Raw genomic sequence first — 18,864 nt, forward strand, 5'->3', positions numbered from 1 at the left:
TTGTTCTTGCATATCCAGGCAGAGGATGCTCAGACATCCCGACTTGGTAAGGTTGACTGCGGTTGTCTGGCCGCAGTCAGCCCACACTAAGCGCCGCAGGATGCTTGCAGCATGGGTGAGCATCACACGTTTGGGGACATGACCGGCCCGCGACGCTGCGAGCGGGACGCCTGCACTCCCACAAACCCGTGACGCTCTCAGCAGGGTCTCTTGTCACGCAGCCAATCGCCTGTTATAATGAGGGTACCCGATGATTGCCGCACAGTTCTCCCCGCTTGGAAGCCTATGACGCCCATAACTACTCCCTCCCACACGAACATCCTGGCCAGGCTCAGCCGCGTGGCGCGCGAAAGCGGTACGGTGGCGCTTTGGCGCGAGGCATTGCCGTGGCTGTGCCAGGTGTGCGGCGCCCAGGGCGGCTCGGTGGTGTTGGAGCGCCCGCCCACCCGTTTCCGTCATGGGGTGATCCCGCTCGCTACCGGTCTGCTGATTGACGCCTGGGAAGACACCGTCCTGACGGCGAGCCATTGGGTACCCAGCGCCGATCAATCCTTGTCCACACCAACACCGCTGGAGCCGATGACCACCGCCGGCATTCCCATGCTGCAAATACTGCTTGAGGATGGCCCGGTGATCCAGGGTGGCTTGAGCCTTGTCTACGGCAGCCTGGCAGAGATGAACGGGCCGCTGGCGGATACAGCGAGTGCCCTGGCCGGCGCCGTCGGCCAACTGGCGGCGCTATCGGCCGAGCTCCAGTCATCGCAGCGGCGCTTGACGCAGCTCAACCTCCTGCAAGAAGTGGGCCAGTCTATCGCCTCGTCGCTGGACCTGGCCGACGTGCTGCGCGAAACCACCAACCTGGCCGCCAGTATGCTCGACGCCGAGGGTGCGGCGCTGCTGTTGATAGATGAAGATCAACAGGAGTTGATCTTCGCGGTGCCGGTAGGCGAAAAAGAGCACGAACTACGCCAACAGCGTATGAACATCAACGAAGGCGTGGCCGGCTGGACGCTGCGCCGCGGCCAGGCGGTCATCGTCAACGATGTGCGCAACGATCCCCGTTTCACCAAGTCGGTTGACCAGGCTACCGGTTTTCTGACACGCTCGATTCTGTGTGTACCGCTACAGGCCAATGCGCGCATCGTCGGTGTGCTCGAAGTGGTCAACAAACGCAACGATCAGCCCTTTACCCAGGAAGACCAGGAATGGGTGAGCGCGCTGGCCACGCAGGCGGCGGTAGCCGTGGCCAATGCCCAACTCTTCGCACGTGAGCAGCAACGCGTGAGCGAGCTGACCGCCTTGAACCAGGTTGCCGCCACCCTCAGCCAATCGCTCGACCTGGACAAGATGCTGGAAGCGGCGCTGACCAATGTGCTGACCGTGGTGCGCGCCGACGCAGGCAGCATTGCCCTGCTGGACAGCAGCGGCAAAAACCTGGACCTGCGCACGGTGTATGGCTTCGACCGGAATCTGCAGATGTTGCCCCGCAAAGTTGCCGTCGGCTCGGGTTTGCAGGGAAGCGTGGCGGCCAGCGGCGAGATGGTTGTCGTCCATGACCTGGCGGCTGATGCCCGTGTCGGCGAGGAATCGAAGGAAATTCTGGCCCGCACCGGTTTGCGCGGGGCGGCCATTCTGCCTGTTCGTTCGCGCGGGCGGGTGCGTGGCGTGCTGTCGGTCATGGTGCGGCGCACGCGCCATTTCAGCGCCGAAGAATTGGCCCTGCTGACCTCCATCAGTCAGCAGATCGGTGTGGCGGTGGACAATGCCAACCTGTACACCGACCTGCGGGAGGAGCGTGACCGCATCATTGCGGTTCACGAGAAGGTGCGTCACGAGCTGGTGCGCGACCTGCACGACGGCACGGCCCAGGTGTTGTCGGCGATGATTATGAACATGGAGGTGGTCAAGCGCACGGCCGCCTCACGGCCAGAGCTGTTGCCGCGTGAATTGGCCTATCTGGATGATCTGACACGCCAGGCCAACCGGGAGATTCGCCAGCTCTTGTTTCAGCTACGCCCGGTGATTCTGGAGACCCAGGGCTTGGCTGCCGCGATTGCCGTCTATGCAGAACAACTGCGCCGCCATGAGTCCTATGCCCTGTATCTCGAACTCTCGACCGGCGATTTCAAGCTGACCTCACAGGCCAGCGGCACGGTCTTTGCCATTGTGCAGGAAGCGCTCAACAATATCAAGAAACATGCCCATGCGAGCACTGTTTGGATTCAGGTTTGGGTGGCACGGGATTACTTGCACGTCACGGTGACGGACGATGGCACAGGGATCAACATGGCAGCGATCAATGCACAGTACGATCAGCACGGCAGTTTTGGCCTGCTAAACATACGCGAGCGAGCACGGCTGCTGGATGCCAAGTTGGAGTTCGTCTCACCGCGTCCCGACGCGGGCAACGGGACGCAAATCCAGCTTTGCGTGCCGATGGATCGCCTTCTGCATGACAAGGATGAAGGGTGAAACGATAGTTCGCCCCAACTGAAGTGCCGGATCGCAGCACCTGTTTTCCCAGCACTTGCGCGTCTGTCGTTTTCGGCAAAGCCGAATACATCCGAATTACCCGCAAGGCAAACGCCTTCGTCCGCTCCGGCAAAACGAATTGATGGTTGTTCCTATTCTTCTAGCGATATGCAGGCGTGCGCCCAGACTCCAATCGTCCTCTACGGGCATGCCTTGTTGGCATTGTCTTGATGAGGGCGCGGAGAATCGCGTTGACGGATTCAGGCGTCGTGAAAACCTCGGAAATATCCGGGTCAAGCATGACTACCACCTGGCTTTTGTCCACCTGCCCCGCGAACCGGTTAGGGCGAGCCTTGCTGTAGTCGAAGTCGTATTCCGGCCGCAGTTCATCGGCGGCGTCTTGGTTGAAATTAGGTGTTGTCGGCATTGACACAGTCGGACTCAGATGTCACGAATCTAAGCTGGTATGGCGATGTACTCAGCGAATGAACGCGCCTGGGGCACTGGGAGTTTGTCTTCCAACAGTCCGCGCACATGCATCTCAATGGCTTCGTGCATGTTGCGCGCGGTCTGATCCCGGGTCTTGCCGGTTGCCACACAACCGGGCAGATCCGGCGAGTATGCCGAGTAGTTACCATCCGTTTTTTCGATTATGACCAAGAAGCGATGCATATCGTGGAACTCCCCAGATCTTTCTCCCCTGTCTGTATTGTACACCCATTTCGGCCGTTCGACTGCCTCAGCCTTCATTGACTGACACAGTCGGGTCACTACTTCACCCCTGCTCTGGGGCAGATGATTTCCACCATTTCTCCCTTGTAAAACACGATCGTATGCTCATCAGATTCTGAGTCGCCGAGATAAATCTTCTTCTTGTGACTCATCTTCTTGGCCTCCCGAATCGTGTTTTCAACGAAATCCGACTGATGCCCACAGTCGCACTGATATGAGGAAGGATAAATCTCTTTTGGCACTGATGGCTCCGCCTCTGGTCTGCTCGATCCTCTACGCATTATTTTTCAACCGTTCGACGGTCTGAGCCTTCATTGGCACAGTCGGCACCACGCCATCGAGCAGTGTCAAGACGCGCAACCCCACCGTCAGCCAACGAATCAGTGCGGTTGCACGACCTTCATCGGCCAGATACATGGGAGCCAGACTCAAGCTGCGACCCTTAATGCGACCAAAACCGCGTTCGAACAGGAACTCATCACGGTAGACCAGCACAGCCTGTTCGAACGACAAGTCAACAGCCGGTTGATTGGTGGCATAGACGCGCCAACCCAGACTTCGCTCGACGGATTGGATGGGCCGTCGCATTACGTTGCACGCTAACCTGTACCGTCGTTTCTGTGCGGGTCTCGGCTGGGCGGTCGCCATACTTGCGAACGTGTCGCTTCTGCACGGTTTCGGTATAGGTCAACGTCAGCAAGCCCACCACATTATGTTGTTTCAGCAACGCCTCCGCCGCTTTTTGCAGGGTCGCCACATCGGCGAACGGGGTCTTGCTTTGTTTGGGCGTATTGAGCGCAGCGATGGCCGCCTCGGCATGCGCCAGTCGCTTGTACAGGGCGGCTTCAGCTGCCGCCGTATGTTGCAGCGAACGCACAATCAAGCGCCGTTCCGTCCAAGTGACAGTGCGATCTCCCAGCGTGGCGGTCAACTGCTCCAGGCGTTCGAAGACTTCGGCGATTTTGGCCGATTTCTTGGTCAGGTTGTCGCGAGAGATCGGCGTCAGTGCTTGTTGGCCCTCACACGGGTTGCAGATATGTTTCTATGGTGGCCTGGGGCACCTGGATCATACCATCGGCCCCAGGTAATAATCGCTTTCGCTCGCCAGATGCGCCCGCGTGGCCAGCGCCATCATCTTGCAGTCCCCCACGTACAGCAGTCCGTGTCGGTTCAGGCTCGCACGCACCTCGTCAATCGCCGGAATGTACAATGGATCATCCGCCTTGTCACCGAAGATCACTTGCGTCACCAACGGCATGCCCAAGGGGTCGAGGGTCGCCAACATCACCTTGACCTGCGGCAGGTCCGGCCCGATGATCCTTGCTGTGCCCAAACTGAAACAGGCCATCTTCTGTCACTTCCCAATGCCCGCTGGCGCTGGTACTGTCCAGTCGCACGCACTTTGCCGTCAGATCATAGACCCGCACCGTGCGCTGGTTCAAAGCCCGTTCAAACGCAGCCCACTCGTTATCGTCACTCAACATGTTCAGCCCACTCGCCAGACGATCATCGCTGAAGTCCAGCGCACGCACCTTCGCATCCAACGTGGTCTGCAACACGTGCAGTCGGTCAGCCGCCCAACCTTGCACCTGGTTCAACCGGTGATCACCTTCCGACAAGACGTAGGCCAACCAGCCGGTCAATACCCCTCCCGGACTCAGACCCTGCCAATTCCCGTGGCGCCGAAAGTGCTCATCCACCAACTCGGCCAATCCCAGATGACTCATCGAGGCCAACAACACCGGAATGTCATCGGCCGATTCAATTGTTACGGTAAGTGTTTCGCTCATGCCGACAGCTTACCACATTTCTGGGATTTAGTACAAAAGATGAGCGAATCATGAGAGTAATGCTCCAGGTAGGATGAATTCTGTGGTTTCCATGTTGTGTCCTCTGAAAAGCAGTTCATCGGCGGCGTCTTGGTTGAGGTTAGGTGTTGTCGGCATTGGCACAGTCGGTTGTCGGCATTGGCACGATCGGACTCAGATGTAACGAATCTAAGCTGGTATGGCGATGTACTCAGCGAATGAACGCCTGGGGCACTGGGAGTTTGTCTTCCAACAGTCCGCGCACATGCATCTCAATGGCTTCGTGCATGTTGCGCGCGGTCTGATCCCGGGTCTTGCCGGTTGCCACACAACCGGGCAGATCCGGCGAGTATGCCGAGTAGTTACCATCCGCTTTTTCGATTATGACCAAGAAGCGATGCATATCGTGGAACCCCAGATCTTCTCCCCTGTCTGTATCGTACACCCATTTCGGCCGTTCGACTGTCTCCGCCTTCATTGACGCAGCCAGGTTTCTGCTCACGGCGTCACTACTTCACCCCTGCTCTGGGGGCAGATGATTTCCACCATTTCTCCCTTGTAAAACACGATCGTATGCTCATCAGATTCTGAGTCGCCGAGATAAATCTTCTTCTTGTGACTCATCTTCTTGGCCTCCCGAATCGTGTTTTCAAAGAAATCCGACTGATGCCCACAGTCGCACTGATATGAGGAAGGATAAATCTCTTTTGGCACTGATGGCTCCGCCTCTGGTCTGCTCGATCCTCTACGCATTATTTTTCAACCGTTCGACGGTCTCAGCCCTCATTGGCACAGTCGGATGCGCCTCGTACAACCGCAACGCTACAGCGTTGATTTCGGCTGCCCCACGGCGCCACATTGTCCAGCCTAACGGTTTGCGTTAGCTGCGGTGGGTGGGAGGGTGGATTCACCCTTGAAACGGGAAAAACCCAAAGCCAGACAAATGCCCGAAAAACGCGGCGCGTACCCACCGTTAGCTGCACGCTTTGTTGGGCGGTACTCACTTTGTTGACTCTTCCAGTGCGTGTTCGATATCCTTTACGCGATGGTAGCTGGAGTGACCGTCAAGATCAAAGGGCCATTCCGGTCGGCGCTCCCTGTCACTGAACCATGCTTCAGGTGTATCTTGAAGCGCAGCCAGCGCATCCTCCTGAACTTGCCTGTGCCAAGCCAAAGCCTCCTGTGGGGAGCGATCTCGCCAACGCTCGTAGATGAGGTGGTTCCCATCCGTCCAACTGAGCCCTTTCTCCTCTACCGGTATGGGTTGTTTCTTGATTTTTCTGACCACGTCAGCCTTCCAATGGGTGATATGCGCCAGCGCATCTTTCACTGTCCAAGGGTCTTTGGTCTCGGGTCTGGTTAGCAATCTATTCCAATCCTCATCGGTAAGGTTGTTAACCAGACGATCCAGGCGTTCGAACTCCCGAATAGTGCGCTTGATTACTTCCTCGCGAGTATGACGCATAAAAACGAACCTCCTGCATATTCTAATCCTGCTCGAGCTCTGGCTGCATGTACCGCCTAACGGCTGGCGTTAGCTGCGGTGGGTGGGAGGATGGACTCACCCTTGAAACGGAAAATCCAAAGCCAGACAAATGCCCGAAAACACGGCGACTCCCACTTGTCGGCTGCACGCTGTGTTGGGCGGCAATTTGATTCTATCCATTATCGAGTAGCACGTTCTGAGGACCTTGTGAAAGCGACAATGCCACTGCTTATCAATAAAAGAAACGCGGTAGGTGCCCAGATGGCTCACTCATCGGCACTGGTGTGATCAGATTGAGGACAAGACTCAGGGCTGCAAAGGCGACAATGAACCAGATGAGCCAGCGAGAGACGCGCGACTCATTTAGGTAGCATGACTTCTGCCCTCGCGAGGACAACCGCGGCCATCGCAAGAAGCAACGCGGCTTGGACAAGCGCTGCGATGCGTAAAGCAGGTGGAAATTGACCGGGGAAGCGCCGCCCATGGCAAACGCGCCCCAGGGAGCACCTGCCGCCAAGCGCGATCTGAAAGGCAACGACCGCTAAAGAAATGATTGCATAAGAAAGTGCTGCGATGCGTCTCAATGTCATAGGAACTCCTTACGAGGATACACCATTATCGTCTGCCGCTCAACGCCAACCGTCAGCCACCGGGGCCGCCAACATCGTCAACCGGTCCAGATCCTCCCCGATCGGTGTGCGGAATGTTGGGCAGCGGCGCCCCGAGCCCGACCTGACCGGACGGGCCTGGGCAAACCGGCGACCCCTTCCATTCCAACCGCCTGCCCGTGAACGGCCGTCGAAGGACCGCCCAACGCCAACCGGTCTCCAATCTCTGGTCTCCGCTCTCCGGCAGACCCGCCCAACGTTCCGCGTAACCCGCGTGGCCTCTGCTACGCTTCGGCCACGTCGGGTTCACGCGGTGTTAGCCCGCCCCCTCAGCGGTCATTATGCACAACTAATGCGTTTGGTCGGCCCACTCCCACCAGAGGAGAGTGCCAACAAGTCCAGCGACGCTGGTCAGAATGACAACCACATAACTGACCATTCCAAGGTCTTCACCTTGAACGTACAAAGCGGGCACAGACCAGGGAAAGTATTCTCCCCATCCGGCGGCATTGGTGAGTTGCGCCAGGACCATGGCAAGTATCATCACGCCGATTGGCGGCAAATAACCATGCCATGCGCTTGCCGCGAACGCGATCGGCGTTACGAGTGCGATGGTTAAACATGCGCCTGCAACTACCATAGCCCCGCTTTGTAGAAAAACCTGTGACGATACTTGCGGAAGTTTCAATGCCGTGCCAATCAAGAGAGTAATGAGACAGGTGGTTGCAGTCACTGCGGTTGACCAAATCGCAATCACGATGAATTTACTCAAAACAATGGTGAATCGCGCAGTCGGCAGCGCCAGCAATCTTTTACCGTTCGGTCAGAATACTCACGACCGAACACCCAACTGGCAATGAGACCAAAAGAAAGGCGCCGCCTGCTCCAACAGCCAGTGTAAGAAATCGAAGATACGTTGGCCAGTCGGCGGCGCCCATCGTCAGTTGTGCTTTGGCGCTGATCAGTCCAACGCGGCGCGCCATTTCAGGATCTTTCAGGACGATCATAAAGAATCCGCCGCCTAACGGAACCATCGCAAATCCAAGCGCAGTAAACAATGGCATTTTGGATCGGCGCGCCTTGAGAAATTCGACCCAGATTGCTTGAGCGAGGTTATTCATCTTGCGCCTCCTTCCTCCATGCCGACAAGTCGCAGAAAATAATGCTCCAGGTCTTCTTCTTCGACATTGAGCATGGTCGGCGCATGACCTGCGTTTACAAGTCGAATCGCAATATCATCTGGTCGTTTGATTGCCATATCGTCCTTCATCTCGATTGTCCCATCCGAAATAATATCGGCGGAGAATCCAGCATTCACAAGCACTGCACGCGCCGCCTGATTATCTCGTGTGCGAATGACAAGTTGTCGCCGCCGATTGCGTTCAAGTTCATCCACATCGAGTTCCTGCAACAATCGCCCTTGATGAATAATGCCAATACGTTTCGCCAGCCGCGACACTTCACCCAGATTGTGACTTGACATGAAAACAGTAACGCCCTGTTTTGTCGTTAACTCGATCAAGAGATTGCGGATTTCAACAATCCCTGCTGGGTCCAAGCCATTGGCTGGTTCGTCAAGGATGATGAGTTCCGGATTGTGCAACAGCGCCTTAGCGAGACCGAGACGCTGTGCATTGCCATGCGATAACGTGTTCGTGCGTCGATCCGCATATGCGTGCAAACCCAGTTGTCCGATAACGCGATCAACCGCTTGCGGTTCGGTGCCAGGACGAAGACGCCGCATCGCTTCCAGATTTTCGCGTACGGTGAGTTCTGGATAGGCGTCCGCAGTCTCAACCAAATATCCAACCGAGCGCCAGGGTTTTCTCTCGCCAACGCGAACCCGCGTACTTAGCACATGCGCTTCACCTGATGTTGGTTTGACCATTCCAAGTAACAGGCGAATCGTCGTTGTTTTGCCTGCGCCATTAAGACCCAGGAACGCGTAGATTTCGCCTTTGGCAACGCGCAAAGACAAGTCATCAACGGCGGTGACATTGCCGTATCGTTTCACAAGGTTGTTCGTTTCGATGACCGTGTGCATTTTGTCCTGAACAGCGGTAGTTAATCTAAAGGCTGCCATTTCCATCTTCTATCCTGCTTGGTGATATGCCCTAAACTGGGAAACGGAGAAAAATGAAAAGCCAGGACCAAGGCGTTTTGCTCTGCTGCACGTGAATAAATGGCTTGTCTGGTCGCAACTGTCTGCTCAGGAATTTGGTCCAGCTGAGAATACCATTCTGGATATTCAATCTGGATTGGATGGAGGGCGACATCAACCATATCAAGCAGGTATTCTCCACGTGACGCAACCTCAACGGCTATATGTCCGGTGGTATGTCCCGGCGCAGCAATAACCCGAATACCAGGAACAATCTCGGTTTCTTTATCAAGCGTCTGGAGTTGTCCGGCAAGTGGCGGAAGTTTCTGGCGGGCAATGCTGGCCGCCCACTCGGAAGACTCCTTCAGAGTTGCCTCTGTGGTCCAAAAATCCCATTCATCCCGCCACATATAATACGTGGCCTCTGAAAATGTTACATTCCCCGTGCCATCAACACATCCACCAATATGGTCGGCATGGCCATGTGTAAGAATCACGGTGTCAATGTCTTGTGGCTGAAAGCCTTCCTCGCGTAGTAGTGGCAATAACTGCCCTCCGTATTCGCTGCCCGTTCCAAAACCGGTGTCAACCAGTACGACATTGTTCGGTGTTTTGATAAGCAGACAGGTCCACGTAGAAGGTAAATAGTCAGGTTCATGACCATAGCGTTGGAGGACTTGCAGGAGTTCATCTTCTGGGGCGTTGGCGAATAACATATGGGCATTGCCGACAAAGCCCCCGTCATTGACGACCAAACATTGAAAATCTCCAATTTTAAGACGATAGCTGTCCCCCATTCTCCTACTCCTTAAAATGTTCTCTCGCTTCGCGGTTTGTCATTTGGCCGCCCAACGCGCCCCGCTTGAAACACCGCCGGTGGACGGGCATCCTCAGATTGACGGCGAACGGTGGAGTGCCGCCCGTCGCACGATCGCACATTTTCGCCATCCGCAATACCCGTGTTTAGAGTTCGTCCTGCAACTCCTCATGTGAAATGTCGCAATCGCGCAGTATTTGAGCGAGTAAACCACGTCCAATGGTTTCCCCACGATGCACCGGTACTACCGTGCCGCGCCCATCTGCGTGTCGGAGGAAATGATGACTGCCCTTGATGCGGATCACGTCGAAGCCCAACTTGCGCAAGGCCTTGATGAGTTGCGCACCGGAGACTGAAGAAAACGTACTCATGCCATGACCGCCACGCGTTGTATCCCAATGAATTCATTGGTTATGGGTTCCTGAACCTCCAGGCAGAGCTCGATCGCCTCCTTGATGCGCTTCATCAGGACATCCAACGATTTCGCTTGGGTATGACAACCGCGTAACGCGGGCACGGAGGCTACAAAGTAGCCATCTTCATCCTTCTCGATCATCACGCTGAATTCTCGCATCATGTTTCGCGCCTCCAAAGGTTGTAAGGCTCTATCGCTGTCTACGCTCTATCCTACCACGACTTGCGCCTCTGCGCTAGCGGATTCAAGAAGTTCGGAAGAAGGTGAGGCTCTACCTAAAAGGCGGCGCGTGCCGGCAATTGCCGGACGCGCCGCCCATCTTATCACGGAGAGCGCAGAGAGCGCCGAGGTTCCGATTCCCGCGGCGTTCTCCGCGCCCGCTGCGGTAAAAAATCCGCTCCCTATTCCTTCTCGGCCGCCTCGCGCTTGGCCTCGGCAATGATCGCCTCGGCCGCGTGCGCCGGCACCACTTCATAGTGTGAGACCGACATGGTGAAGACGCCGCGCCCCTGGGTGATCGAACGCAGGTCCGTGGCATAGCGTTGCATCTCAGCCAGCGGCACCTGGGCGGTCACAATGCTGCGCCCCCGCTCCTGAGTCATGCCATGCACACGAGCGCGCTTGGTGTTGATGTCGCCCAGCACATCGCCCATGTACTCGTCCGGCACCGTGATGGCTACGTCCATGATCGGCTCCAGCAGCACAGGGTTGGCCTGCTGAAGCGCGGCCTTGAAGGCTTCGCGGCCGGCCACCTGGAAGGCAATATCCTTCGAGTCCACCGGGTGCATCTTGCCATCGAATACTTCCGCCCGCACATCCACCACCGGATACCCGGCGATGGCGCCCGATTCCAACACCGACTTGATACCCTTTTCGATGGAGGAGAAGAAGGAGTTGGCAATGACGCCGCCGAAGACGCGATCGGTGCTGAACTCGAAACCGGCGCCACGCGCCAGGGGTTTGACCTCCAAGTGTACCTCGCCAAACTGACCGGCCCCGCCCGTCTGCTTCTTGTGGCGATACATGGCGCTGGCGTTCTTGGTGATTGACTCCTGGTACGGCACCTTGGGAATGCTGGTCTCGACGCCAACCCCGAACTTCGATTCCATGCGGCGGATGGCAATATCAATGTGTGTGTCGCCCATGCCTTCGAGGATGGTCTGCTGAGTGGTCAGTTCCTGGCGCCAGCGCAGGGTGGGGTCTTCTTCGCTCAGGCGAGCGAGTGCCGGCCCCAACTTGGCAGAATCGGTCTTGGTTCTGGGCGAAATCGCCACTGAGAAGAGCGGGCTCGGATAGCTCGGCTTCGCCATCTGGATCTGGGCCGACTTTTCGCACAGGGTGTCCGACGTCGTCGTGGCGGTCAACTTGGCCACCGCGCCAATGTCACCGGCAACCACCGCGTCCACATTGGTGTGCTGTTCGCCACGCGGTATGAAAAGCTGCGGAATGCGCTCTTCTGCCTGGCTACGCGGGTTGAACGCCCGTGAATCAGAGTGCATAGTGCCCGAGAAGACACGGAAGAAGGTCACACGGCCGACATAGGGATCGGCGACGGTCTTGAAGACGAGGGCGACCAGGGGGCCAGCGGGGTTTGGCGCCAGCATGATGGTTTCCTCGGTGGACACCTTGACAGCCGCGGTTGCGGCCGCGTCCGCGGGCGAAGGCGCCAATTGCACCAGCGCGTCCATCAAGGCTTGGACGCCCAGGTTGGCGCTGGCCGCGGTACACATCACGGGAATGATGGAGCCAGCGCGGATGCCGAGGCTAAGGCCCAACTGGATTTCCTCGGGCGTCAGTTCTTCGCCTTCGAGGTATTTCATGATCAGGTCGTCGTTGCCTTCGGCGGCGGCTTCGATCAGCTGTGTGCGTGCCTTTTCAACCTCGGCCTTCAGGTTGGCCGGAATATCCTGCACATCACCCTTGGAGCCAACGAAGGCCTTCATCTGCATGAGGTCAACCACGCCCTGGAAGTCATGCTCCTTGCCGATGGGGACCTGCAAGGCCACGATGGCGCCGGCAAAGTGTTCGCGCAACGATTGCAGGGCCTTCTCGAAATTGGCGTTCTCGCGGTCCATCTTGTTGACCACAATCAAACGTGGCAAGTTACGCTCATTGAGGTAACTCCAGGTCAACTCAGTACCCACTTCTGCTCCGGCCACCGCATCCACCATGACAAGGCCGGCATCGGCCACGGCCACGGCCGCGACCACATCGCCTGCAAAATCGGCGTAACCCGGCGTGTCAAGCACGTTGATCTTGCTGCCCTTCCATTCACATGGAATCACCGACGTGTTGATCGAAACGTGGCGCCGCTTCTCTTCATCGTCCCAGTCCGAAACGGTTGTGCCATCTTCAACCCGGCCGAGGCGTGTCGCGACGCCCGTATCAAAGAGCATCGCCTCACTGAGAGACGTTTTGCCGCAACCACTGTGCCCAACCAGGGCGATGTTGCGGATATTCTTCGTCGGAAAAGTCCCCATCAATCCTCCACTGATGCGTCTGTTTTCTGTTATGACCTTAACTGCCCACCCATTTTTGATATCGAACATGGGTCCTGCTGGCAGCGTCGTGTTGAGGTCAGGTGCGTGCATGATATGCCGCCAGCTTGATAGGCTGACGGCAACAACTGAATTTTAACCGAGAATACAAAAAATGTCAATCATGATACGAATCAGGGGCGCTCATGCGGTAACCGGTGCGTTCCGTCATTCGTTATGAGGCTGTCACCCTTGATTCCTGCTTGGCAACCAGCATCAGCTTCCGTGTACAACAGCCCACGCAAGTGGGCTTCGCAATCGTTGCAGCGACTTGCAGTCGCCGGGCGCGTTTGCTCATCGGCGTTTTACGTATCACATGGCACATGGTATAATGGCGCCGTCGCTGTGGTTGGCATAGCTGCCGCCCGGCCTGACCCCGACCCATACGGCCCGACACGTCGGTGGGCCGATTTTTTCGCCAAAATCTATCCCCGTCGGAGGAGAGTCCGAGTTGTTTAGCCCACTCAACTGGCTGTTAGGCCTGTTTTCCCTGGATATCGGGATTGACCTGGGTACCGCCAATACCCTGGTCTGCGTCCGCAACCAGGGTATTGTCATCAACGAACCGTCTGTCGTGGCCATCGAGAAGAAAACCAAGAAAGTCCTGGCTATCGGCGCCGAGGCCAAGGAGATGGTTGGCCGCACGCCGGCCAACATTGTGGCGGTGCGCCCCTTGCGTGACGGCGTGATCTCCGATTTTGATGTCACCGAGCAAATGCTCCATCATTTCATTCGCAAAGTGCATGATCGCTCGCTGCTGCGCATCCCGCGTCCGCGCGTGGTGGTTGGCATCCCCAGCGGTGTCACCGAGGTTGAGAAACGCGCCGTACATGATGCGACCATCAGCGCTGGCGCGCGCGAGGCTTACCTGGTTGAGGAACCGATGGCGGCCGCCATTGGCGCCGGCCTCAAGGTGACCGAAGCCAAAGGCTCGATGATCGTTGACATTGGTGGCGGCACCACCGAAGTGGCAGTCATTGCCCTGGGCGGCATCGTCGTGGCCCGTTCCATTCGCGTGGCCGGTGATGAGATGGACGAAGACATCATCGCGTATGCCCGCCAGAAATACAACATGCTGATCGGTGATCGCACGGCCGAACAAGCCAAGATTCAGGCCGGTTCCGCCTACCCCCTGGAGCAGGAGATCACCCACACGCTGCGCGGCCGTAATCTGATCACCGGACTGCCGGAGGGCATCGAGATCAGCAGCATCGAGATTCGCGAGGCCCTCCGTAACTCGGTCAGCGTCATTGTGGAAGCCGTCAAGTCTGCCCTGGACGACACCCCACCAGAACTGGTGGCCGACTTGATGAGCGGTGGCATTGTGTTGGCGGGTGGCGGCGCCCTGCTGCGTGGCCTGGCTCAACGCCTGAGCGAAGAAACCAAGATGCGCGTCTACGCAGCGGACGACCCCATGACGTGTGTGGCCAAGGGCGCGGAGAAAATCCTGGAATCGCTGGAAGACCTGCGCAAGGTGTTGACCAGTATGCAGCGCGGCAGCACCATTCACTGATCCGCCCAGGAAGTCACCTGAGAAATCCGAACGATAGACGCTGGTGGATCGCATCTATGCCTGAATTGACATGACTCAAGCCAATCGACGCGCCACCCCGCGGCGCCTGTTCATCTTCGTGGGGGTCTGCGCCCTGCTCATGCTCCTCGACCTGAGCGGCCGACTGCTGGCGATCAAAGGGCTGATCTTGCGGCCGGTGCTGCCCGTTCAATCTGGCTTGACCAGTCTGGCAGGAGGAGCCCGGTCGGTCGTCAACCTGGTTCAGGACTTGGGTACCTTACGCCAACGCAATCAGGACTTGCAGGAGTTGGCGGACCGCCTGACCGTGGAGAACGTGCGCTTACGCGACGTTGAAATCGAAGACGAGAACCTGCGCCGCCTGTTGGATTTTCGCCAGAGCAACCCCAACTTCGCAATGCGCGGCGGCCAGATCGTCGGGCGCGTGCTGGGCCGTGATCCCAATTTTCTGAAGTACCTGGTGATTGATCTCGGCAGCGACCAGGGCATCGCGCCGGGCATGCCGGTGATGAGCGATGTGGGGCTGGTCGGGCGCATCGTCGAGGTGAGCGCCAGCAGCGCGAAGGTGCTGCTCATCACCGACCCCGGCAGCGCAGTCAATGCCCTGGTGCAAGGCTCGCGTGTGTTGGGCGTGCTGCAGGGCGTAGACGGCGGCAACCCCCAGATCAAATACTTGACCCAGGATGCGGTCATCAGTCCCGGTGACATCGTGTTGACTTCGGGCCTGGGCGGCAGCCTGCCCAAGGGTTTGGTCATTGGCCAGATTCTCAAGGTGCGGCATCGAGATTACGAGATGTTCCAGGAGGCAGAGGTGCGTCCCACGGTCAACTTTGGGCGCCTCGAACTGGTCCTGGTCATCACTGACTTCACCGCGGCGGACGCAGGCTCAACGTCGCCCTGACTGGTAAACCGTGGATGAACCTATACTTCTTGGTGCCCATGCTGGCCGCAATCGGCCTGCTACAAACCACCTTCGTTCCCTACCTCAGCCTCTTGGGCGCAAAACCCAACCTGATGCTGTTGGTAGTGGTGGCGTGGACACTGATCGCCGGCAGCCGCGAGGGCCTGTGGTGGGCATTCATTGGCGGTCTATGGCTCGACCTGCTAGGCGGCAGCCCGCTCGGCGCCTCAGCGCTGGCGCTGGTGGCTGCTGCCTATCTGATCGGACAGGGCGCAGGTGCCATCTTTCGCGAACGACTGCTGATTCGAGTGCTCAGCGGCCTGGCTGCCGGTCTGGTGTACGGCAGCGTACTGCTCGGTCTGTTGGCCCTGGGCGGCCGCCCGGCCGATTGGCCGGCCACGTTGGTCAGAGTCATCGTGCCCGATGCGCTCTACAATGCCATGCTACTACCGGTGGTGTACGTGCTGGTTCTGGCCGCAAGTCGTCGCGTTGGGTCGCGACGATGGGAAGTGTGAGGCGCGCGCGCCAACCTGGGCGACGGCAATCATCAACGTGAACCAAATACAAGCAGCGATCATTCGCACATTTCTTTATCGCATCGTCATCCTCCTGGCCTTCATCGTGCTGGCGGGCCAACTGTGGCGCTTGCAGATCAACCAGGGCGCTACGTTGCGCGCACGGGCCGATCAAAATCGCTTTCGTGAGGTGTCGGAGCCGGCTCTGCGCGGCGTCATCTATGACAGCCAGGGGCGCACCCTGGCACGCAACCGCCCGACGTTTGCCGTGGCTGTGGTGCCGGCAGATTTGCCTGACGATGAAGACGCACTGACCGCTGAACTTCAGCGCGTGCTTGATCTGTTGACCATGCCGATTCAGGCCGTCATCACGCCGACGGCCACGGTGATGCCGGAGGCCACCGTGCCACCGACGCGGGCGCCGGCGCGGGGCCGTGCCACAGCGACGCCCAACGCGACCGCAACAGAGGTTGCACCCGCACCCGCACCGCTGCGTCTGCCGGTGTCCGCACGGAAGGTGGCAACCCTGCCGCGTGCGGACGTGATCGCCCAGGTGATACAGGCCGTTGAAAATGCGCGCCTGGGCAGCGCCTTTGCACCGGTCACGCTGGTGGTGAACCTGTCCGTTGAGACTGCCTTTGTGATCGAAGAAGCGCGGCACACCTTGCCCGGCGTGGTCGTATTGGCCAGCGCCGAACGAGAATACCTGACCGGCGCGCTGACAGCCGATCTGATCGGCTACATGGGGCCAATTCCGGCCGAGCAAGCCGAGGCGTATCGTGACAGGGGCTATGCAAGCAACGACTGGGTTGGCTACGCGGGCATCGAGCGTTCCTTCGAGACCGAGATGCGGGGCCAGGCCAGCCTGCGTGAGATCGAGGTGGACGTCGCTGGGCGCGAGATTTCCACGATCGGCAAGCCCGCGCCGGCGGTGCCGGGCCATAACCTGGTGTTGACCATTGACATGGACTTGCAGCAGGCCATGGAGGCGGCGTTGCGCCGCGGCCTGGAAGCAGCCCATTCGTCATCCGGCGCGGCTGTGGCCATCAACCCCCAGAATGGCGCCGTGCTCGGCATGGTCAGCCTGCCGACGTACGATAACAACCTGTTTGCCGATGGCATTACAACCGATGAGTACGCGACGCTCAGTGAAGACAAATACCGCCCCCTCCTGAACCATGCCATCAGTGGCATCTACCCGCCTGGCTCGACGTTCAAGACGGTGCCGGCGGCCGGCGCGTTGCAAGAGGGCGTCATCACCTCGCGCACCCGCTTGCAGGACAACGGTATTATGTGGCTGCCCAACAAATTCTACCCTGACGACTTCAGCAAGGCGCAACCATTCTACTGCTGGCTGTACAAGTATGGGGGAGGCCATGGCGCAATCACGGTGGCCGAAGCGCTGGCCGTCTCTTGCGACGTCTTTTTCTATCAGGCCGGCGGCGGCTTGCGTGATTTTCAGGGCCTCAACGCGGACCGCATGGCCGACTACGCGCGTGCCTTTGGCTACGGTGAAGTGACCGGCATTGACCTGCCGGGCGAGCATCCGGGCCTGATCCCGAGCGATCAGTGGAAACGTCTGACCTATGGCGAAGGTTGGGTCACCGGCGACACCTACAACATGTCCATCGGCCAGGGCTTCGTTTTGGCAACCCCGCTGCAAGTGGCGAACGCAACCGCGGCCGTGGCCAATGGCGGCGCCCTCTACCGGCCCCAGTTAGTGGCGAGCATAACGGACGCCGAGGGCGCGGTCGTCATGGAGATGCAGCCGGAAATGATCCGTGCGCTGCCGGTCAAACCGGAACACATGGCTGTGGTGCGCGAAGGCATGTTTGGCGCCGTCAACTGGGCAAATGGCACCGCACCAGGCGCACGCGTGGCGGGGGTTGCAGTGGCCGGCAAGACCGGGACGGCCGAGTTCTGGGACCCGGAGATCGGCTACGATGCCAAAGGTTTCCTGCCGACGCATGCCTGGTTCATGGCCTTTGCCCCCTTCGACAACCCGCAAATTGCGGTCGTTGCCTTTATCTACAATGGCGGCGAAGGGTCCGCCGTGGCGGTGCCGGTGGTTTCAGAGATTTTGCACTACTTTTTCAAGGTGCCGATGCCGCCCGGCAACCCCTATCAGCGGCTGCAAGTGGGAGATTGAGCGCGTTGGATCGTTCATGGTCAGCATATGGCAACCAGTAGCAGCGAACAGTCAGTTCAGATCAGGGGCACCAGCAGCGGGCTGGTCATCACTCTACCCAATGGAGACCTAGTCGCAGTGTTGGCCCAGCTTGCTGAGCGCCTGCAGGCGATGGGGTCTTTTGTCAAGGGCGGGCGCGTGGCGGTGGAGATTGGCGCCCGCGCGTTGAACGAGCCTGACATTGCAGACATCGGTCGCCTGCTGGAAGCCCACCAGGTGAGTTTATGGGCATTGTTGAGCGAGCATCCGCCCACACGACAACTGGCTGCCAATCTCGGCCTGGCCGTTGACCTCGCGCCACCGTTGCGTCATAACGGCAACGGCCAACCGGCGCCGGCGGCGGGACCGCCGCCTGGCGTCGAGCCGTTGCTGCACGCGGGCGAGGATTTCTCCGCGTTGCTCGTGCATGGCACCCTGCGCGGCGGGCAGAGCATCGAACATCCGGGCGCGGTGATCGTGATGGGCGATGTCAACGCTGGCGCGCAGGTGGTGGCCGGCGGTGATGTGGTGATTTGGGGTCGCCTGCGTGGAACCGTTCATGCCGGCGCCGCGGGTAACCGAGCGGCCGTGGTCTGCGCGTTGGTGTTACAGCCCACGCAACTGCGCATCGGCGACACGATTGGCCGCGCGCCCGACCCCATCGGCCAGCGCTGGCGCCTGCATTTGCGGCCTAGCCGGCCGGCCCCCGAAGTCGCACACGTCAGCGATGGCGCGATTGTGGTAGAACCCTGGGATCAAGTGAAGAGTTGGTGA

21 protein-coding genes and 2 pseudogenes are annotated in these 18,864 nt (G+C 58.7%); 6 read left to right on the plus strand and 17 right to left on the minus strand.

Annotated features, from left to right (window positions below; translation table 11 throughout):
- Positions 1–285 precede the first annotated feature (285 nt).
- Positions 286–2,472 carry a GAF domain-containing sensor histidine kinase gene (locus tag IPF85_RS01260; RefSeq protein WP_343406246.1) on the plus strand — a complete coding sequence of 729 codons (2,187 nt, stop codon included), beginning with the start codon at positions 286–288 and terminating at the stop codon, positions 2,470–2,472.
- A gap of 1 nt (position 2,473) precedes the next feature.
- Here IPF85_RS01260 and IPF85_RS01265 read toward each other — a convergent pair.
- The 17 genes and pseudogenes from IPF85_RS01265 to fusA all read right to left on the minus strand — a co-directional run.
- Positions 2,474–2,605 (minus strand): annotated as a pseudogene (locus IPF85_RS01265) (four helix bundle protein); the annotation flags it as partial.
- Between the two features lie 27 nt (positions 2,606–2,632).
- Positions 2,633–2,899, minus strand: coding sequence for a hypothetical protein (locus IPF85_RS01270; protein ID WP_343406247.1), 267 nt, complete (start codon positions 2,897–2,899; stop codon positions 2,633–2,635).
- Between the two features lie 29 nt (positions 2,900–2,928).
- Positions 2,929–3,144 (minus strand): type II toxin-antitoxin system HicB family antitoxin, encoded by a 216-nt coding sequence (locus IPF85_RS01275; RefSeq protein ID WP_343406248.1) that lies wholly within the window; start codon positions 3,142–3,144, stop codon positions 2,929–2,931.
- 98 nt (positions 3,145–3,242) lie between these two features.
- A complete protein-coding gene (locus tag IPF85_RS01280; RefSeq protein WP_343406249.1) occupies positions 3,243–3,446 on the minus strand; it encodes a hypothetical protein in 204 nt (67 codons plus the stop codon).
- A 31-nt stretch (positions 3,447–3,477) separates the two neighbouring features.
- Complete coding sequence (locus IPF85_RS01285) at positions 3,478–3,717, minus strand: hypothetical protein (protein ID WP_343406250.1); 240 nt, start codon at positions 3,715–3,717, stop codon at positions 3,478–3,480.
- A gap of 1 nt (position 3,718) precedes the next feature.
- The gene (locus tag IPF85_RS01290; RefSeq protein ID WP_343406251.1) at positions 3,719–4,135 is read right to left on the minus strand and encodes a hypothetical protein; all 417 of its coding nucleotides are present in this window, start codon (positions 4,133–4,135) and stop codon (positions 3,719–3,721) included.
- 135 nt (positions 4,136–4,270) lie between these two features.
- Positions 4,271–4,552, minus strand: a complete 282-nt coding sequence (locus IPF85_RS01295) for a hypothetical protein (RefSeq protein WP_343406252.1) — start codon at positions 4,550–4,552, stop codon at positions 4,271–4,273.
- 649 nt (positions 4,553–5,201) lie between these two features.
- Positions 5,202–5,415 (minus strand): annotated as a pseudogene (locus IPF85_RS01300) (type II toxin-antitoxin system HicB family antitoxin).
- Between the two features lie 95 nt (positions 5,416–5,510).
- Entirely contained in the window at positions 5,511–5,726 is a 216-nt protein-coding gene (locus tag IPF85_RS01305) for a hypothetical protein (protein WP_343406253.1), read from the minus strand.
- Between the two features lie 286 nt (positions 5,727–6,012).
- Entirely contained in the window at positions 6,013–6,477 is a 465-nt protein-coding gene (locus IPF85_RS01310; protein WP_343406254.1) for a DinB family protein, read from the minus strand.
- Between the two features lie 978 nt (positions 6,478–7,455).
- Complete coding sequence (locus IPF85_RS01315) at positions 7,456–7,914, minus strand: ABC transporter permease (RefSeq protein WP_343406255.1); 459 nt, start codon at positions 7,912–7,914, stop codon at positions 7,456–7,458.
- A 4-nt stretch (positions 7,915–7,918) separates the two neighbouring features.
- Complete coding sequence (locus IPF85_RS01320) at positions 7,919–8,227, minus strand: hypothetical protein (RefSeq protein WP_343406256.1); 309 nt, start codon at positions 8,225–8,227, stop codon at positions 7,919–7,921.
- A complete protein-coding gene (locus IPF85_RS01325) occupies positions 8,224–9,195 on the minus strand; it encodes an ABC transporter ATP-binding protein (RefSeq protein WP_343406257.1) in 972 nt (323 codons plus the stop codon). Before IPF85_RS01325 ends, IPF85_RS01320 begins: the two co-directional genes overlap by 4 nt.
- Positions 9,171–10,004, minus strand: a complete 834-nt coding sequence (locus IPF85_RS01330; protein WP_343406258.1) for an MBL fold metallo-hydrolase — start codon at positions 10,002–10,004, stop codon at positions 9,171–9,173. The genes IPF85_RS01325 and IPF85_RS01330 overlap by 25 nt, the downstream gene beginning before the upstream one ends.
- Before the next feature lie 166 nt (positions 10,005–10,170).
- Complete coding sequence (locus tag IPF85_RS01335) at positions 10,171–10,395, minus strand: type II toxin-antitoxin system HicA family toxin (RefSeq protein ID WP_343406259.1); 225 nt, start codon at positions 10,393–10,395, stop codon at positions 10,171–10,173.
- Positions 10,392–10,601: a type II toxin-antitoxin system HicB family antitoxin gene (locus IPF85_RS01340; RefSeq protein ID WP_343406260.1), complete on the minus strand. Its 210-nt coding sequence runs from the start codon at positions 10,599–10,601 to the stop codon at positions 10,392–10,394. The genes IPF85_RS01335 and IPF85_RS01340 overlap by 4 nt, the downstream gene beginning before the upstream one ends.
- Before the next feature lie 239 nt (positions 10,602–10,840).
- Positions 10,841–12,919, minus strand: a complete 2,079-nt coding sequence (fusA, locus tag IPF85_RS01345) for an elongation factor G (protein ID WP_343406261.1) — start codon at positions 12,917–12,919, stop codon at positions 10,841–10,843.
- Between the two features lie 508 nt (positions 12,920–13,427).
- On the opposite strand from fusA, the gene IPF85_RS01350 reads away from it, so the two are divergent.
- The 5 genes from IPF85_RS01350 to minC all read left to right on the plus strand — a co-directional run bounded on the left by IPF85_RS01350 (position 13,428) and on the right by minC (position 18,864).
- The gene (locus tag IPF85_RS01350) at positions 13,428–14,489 is read left to right on the plus strand and encodes a rod shape-determining protein (RefSeq protein ID WP_343406262.1); all 1,062 of its coding nucleotides are present in this window, start codon (positions 13,428–13,430) and stop codon (positions 14,487–14,489) included.
- A gap of 70 nt (positions 14,490–14,559) precedes the next feature.
- Positions 14,560–15,408, plus strand: a complete 849-nt coding sequence (gene mreC, locus IPF85_RS01355) for a rod shape-determining protein MreC (protein WP_343406263.1) — start codon at positions 14,560–14,562, stop codon at positions 15,406–15,408.
- A 14-nt stretch (positions 15,409–15,422) separates the two neighbouring features.
- Positions 15,423–15,923, plus strand: a complete 501-nt coding sequence (gene mreD, locus IPF85_RS01360; RefSeq protein ID WP_343406264.1) for a rod shape-determining protein MreD — start codon at positions 15,423–15,425, stop codon at positions 15,921–15,923.
- Between the two features lie 37 nt (positions 15,924–15,960).
- Complete coding sequence (gene mrdA, locus IPF85_RS01365; RefSeq protein WP_343406265.1) at positions 15,961–18,072, plus strand: penicillin-binding protein 2; 2,112 nt, start codon at positions 15,961–15,963, stop codon at positions 18,070–18,072.
- A gap of 27 nt (positions 18,073–18,099) precedes the next feature.
- Positions 18,100–18,864, plus strand: coding sequence for a septum site-determining protein MinC (gene minC, locus IPF85_RS01370; RefSeq protein ID WP_343406266.1), 765 nt, complete (start codon positions 18,100–18,102; stop codon positions 18,862–18,864).

The organism is Candidatus Amarolinea dominans, from assembly GCF_016704685.1.
Taxonomy (GTDB): Bacteria; Chloroflexota; Anaerolineae; order SSC4; family Amarolineaceae; genus Amarolinea; species Amarolinea dominans.

Excerpts from the sequence above, each read along its gene's own strand:
- IPF85_RS01260 (WP_343406246.1), top strand. The coding sequence starts at position 286 with ATGACGCCCATAACTACTCCCTCCCACACGAACATCCTGGCCAGGCTC.
- IPF85_RS01270 (WP_343406247.1), bottom strand. The coding sequence starts at position 2,899 with ATGCCGACAACACCTAATTTCAACCAAGACGCCGCCGATGAACTGCGG.
- IPF85_RS01275 (WP_343406248.1), bottom strand. The coding sequence starts at position 3,144 with ATGCATCGCTTCTTGGTCATAATCGAAAAAACGGATGGTAACTACTCG.
- IPF85_RS01295 (WP_343406252.1), bottom strand. The coding sequence starts at position 4,552 with ATGGCCTGTTTCAGTTTGGGCACAGCAAGGATCATCGGGCCGGACCTG.
- IPF85_RS01310 (WP_343406254.1), bottom strand. The coding sequence starts at position 6,477 with ATGCGTCATACTCGCGAGGAAGTAATCAAGCGCACTATTCGGGAGTTC.
- IPF85_RS01320 (WP_343406256.1), bottom strand. The coding sequence starts at position 8,227 with ATGAATAACCTCGCTCAAGCAATCTGGGTCGAATTTCTCAAGGCGCGC.
- IPF85_RS01325 (WP_343406257.1), bottom strand. The coding sequence starts at position 9,195 with ATGGAAATGGCAGCCTTTAGATTAACTACCGCTGTTCAGGACAAAATG.
- IPF85_RS01330 (WP_343406258.1), bottom strand. The coding sequence starts at position 10,004 with ATGGGGGACAGCTATCGTCTTAAAATTGGAGATTTTCAATGTTTGGTC.
- IPF85_RS01335 (WP_343406259.1), bottom strand. The coding sequence starts at position 10,395 with ATGAGTACGTTTTCTTCAGTCTCCGGTGCGCAACTCATCAAGGCCTTG.
- IPF85_RS01340 (WP_343406260.1), bottom strand. The coding sequence starts at position 10,601 with ATGATGCGAGAATTCAGCGTGATGATCGAGAAGGATGAAGATGGCTAC.
- fusA (WP_343406261.1), bottom strand. The coding sequence starts at position 12,919 with ATGGGGACTTTTCCGACGAAGAATATCCGCAACATCGCCCTGGTTGGG.
- mreC (WP_343406263.1), top strand. The coding sequence starts at position 14,560 with ATGACTCAAGCCAATCGACGCGCCACCCCGCGGCGCCTGTTCATCTTC.
- mreD (WP_343406264.1), top strand. The coding sequence starts at position 15,423 with ATGAACCTATACTTCTTGGTGCCCATGCTGGCCGCAATCGGCCTGCTA.
- minC (WP_343406266.1), top strand. The coding sequence starts at position 18,100 with ATGGCAACCAGTAGCAGCGAACAGTCAGTTCAGATCAGGGGCACCAGC.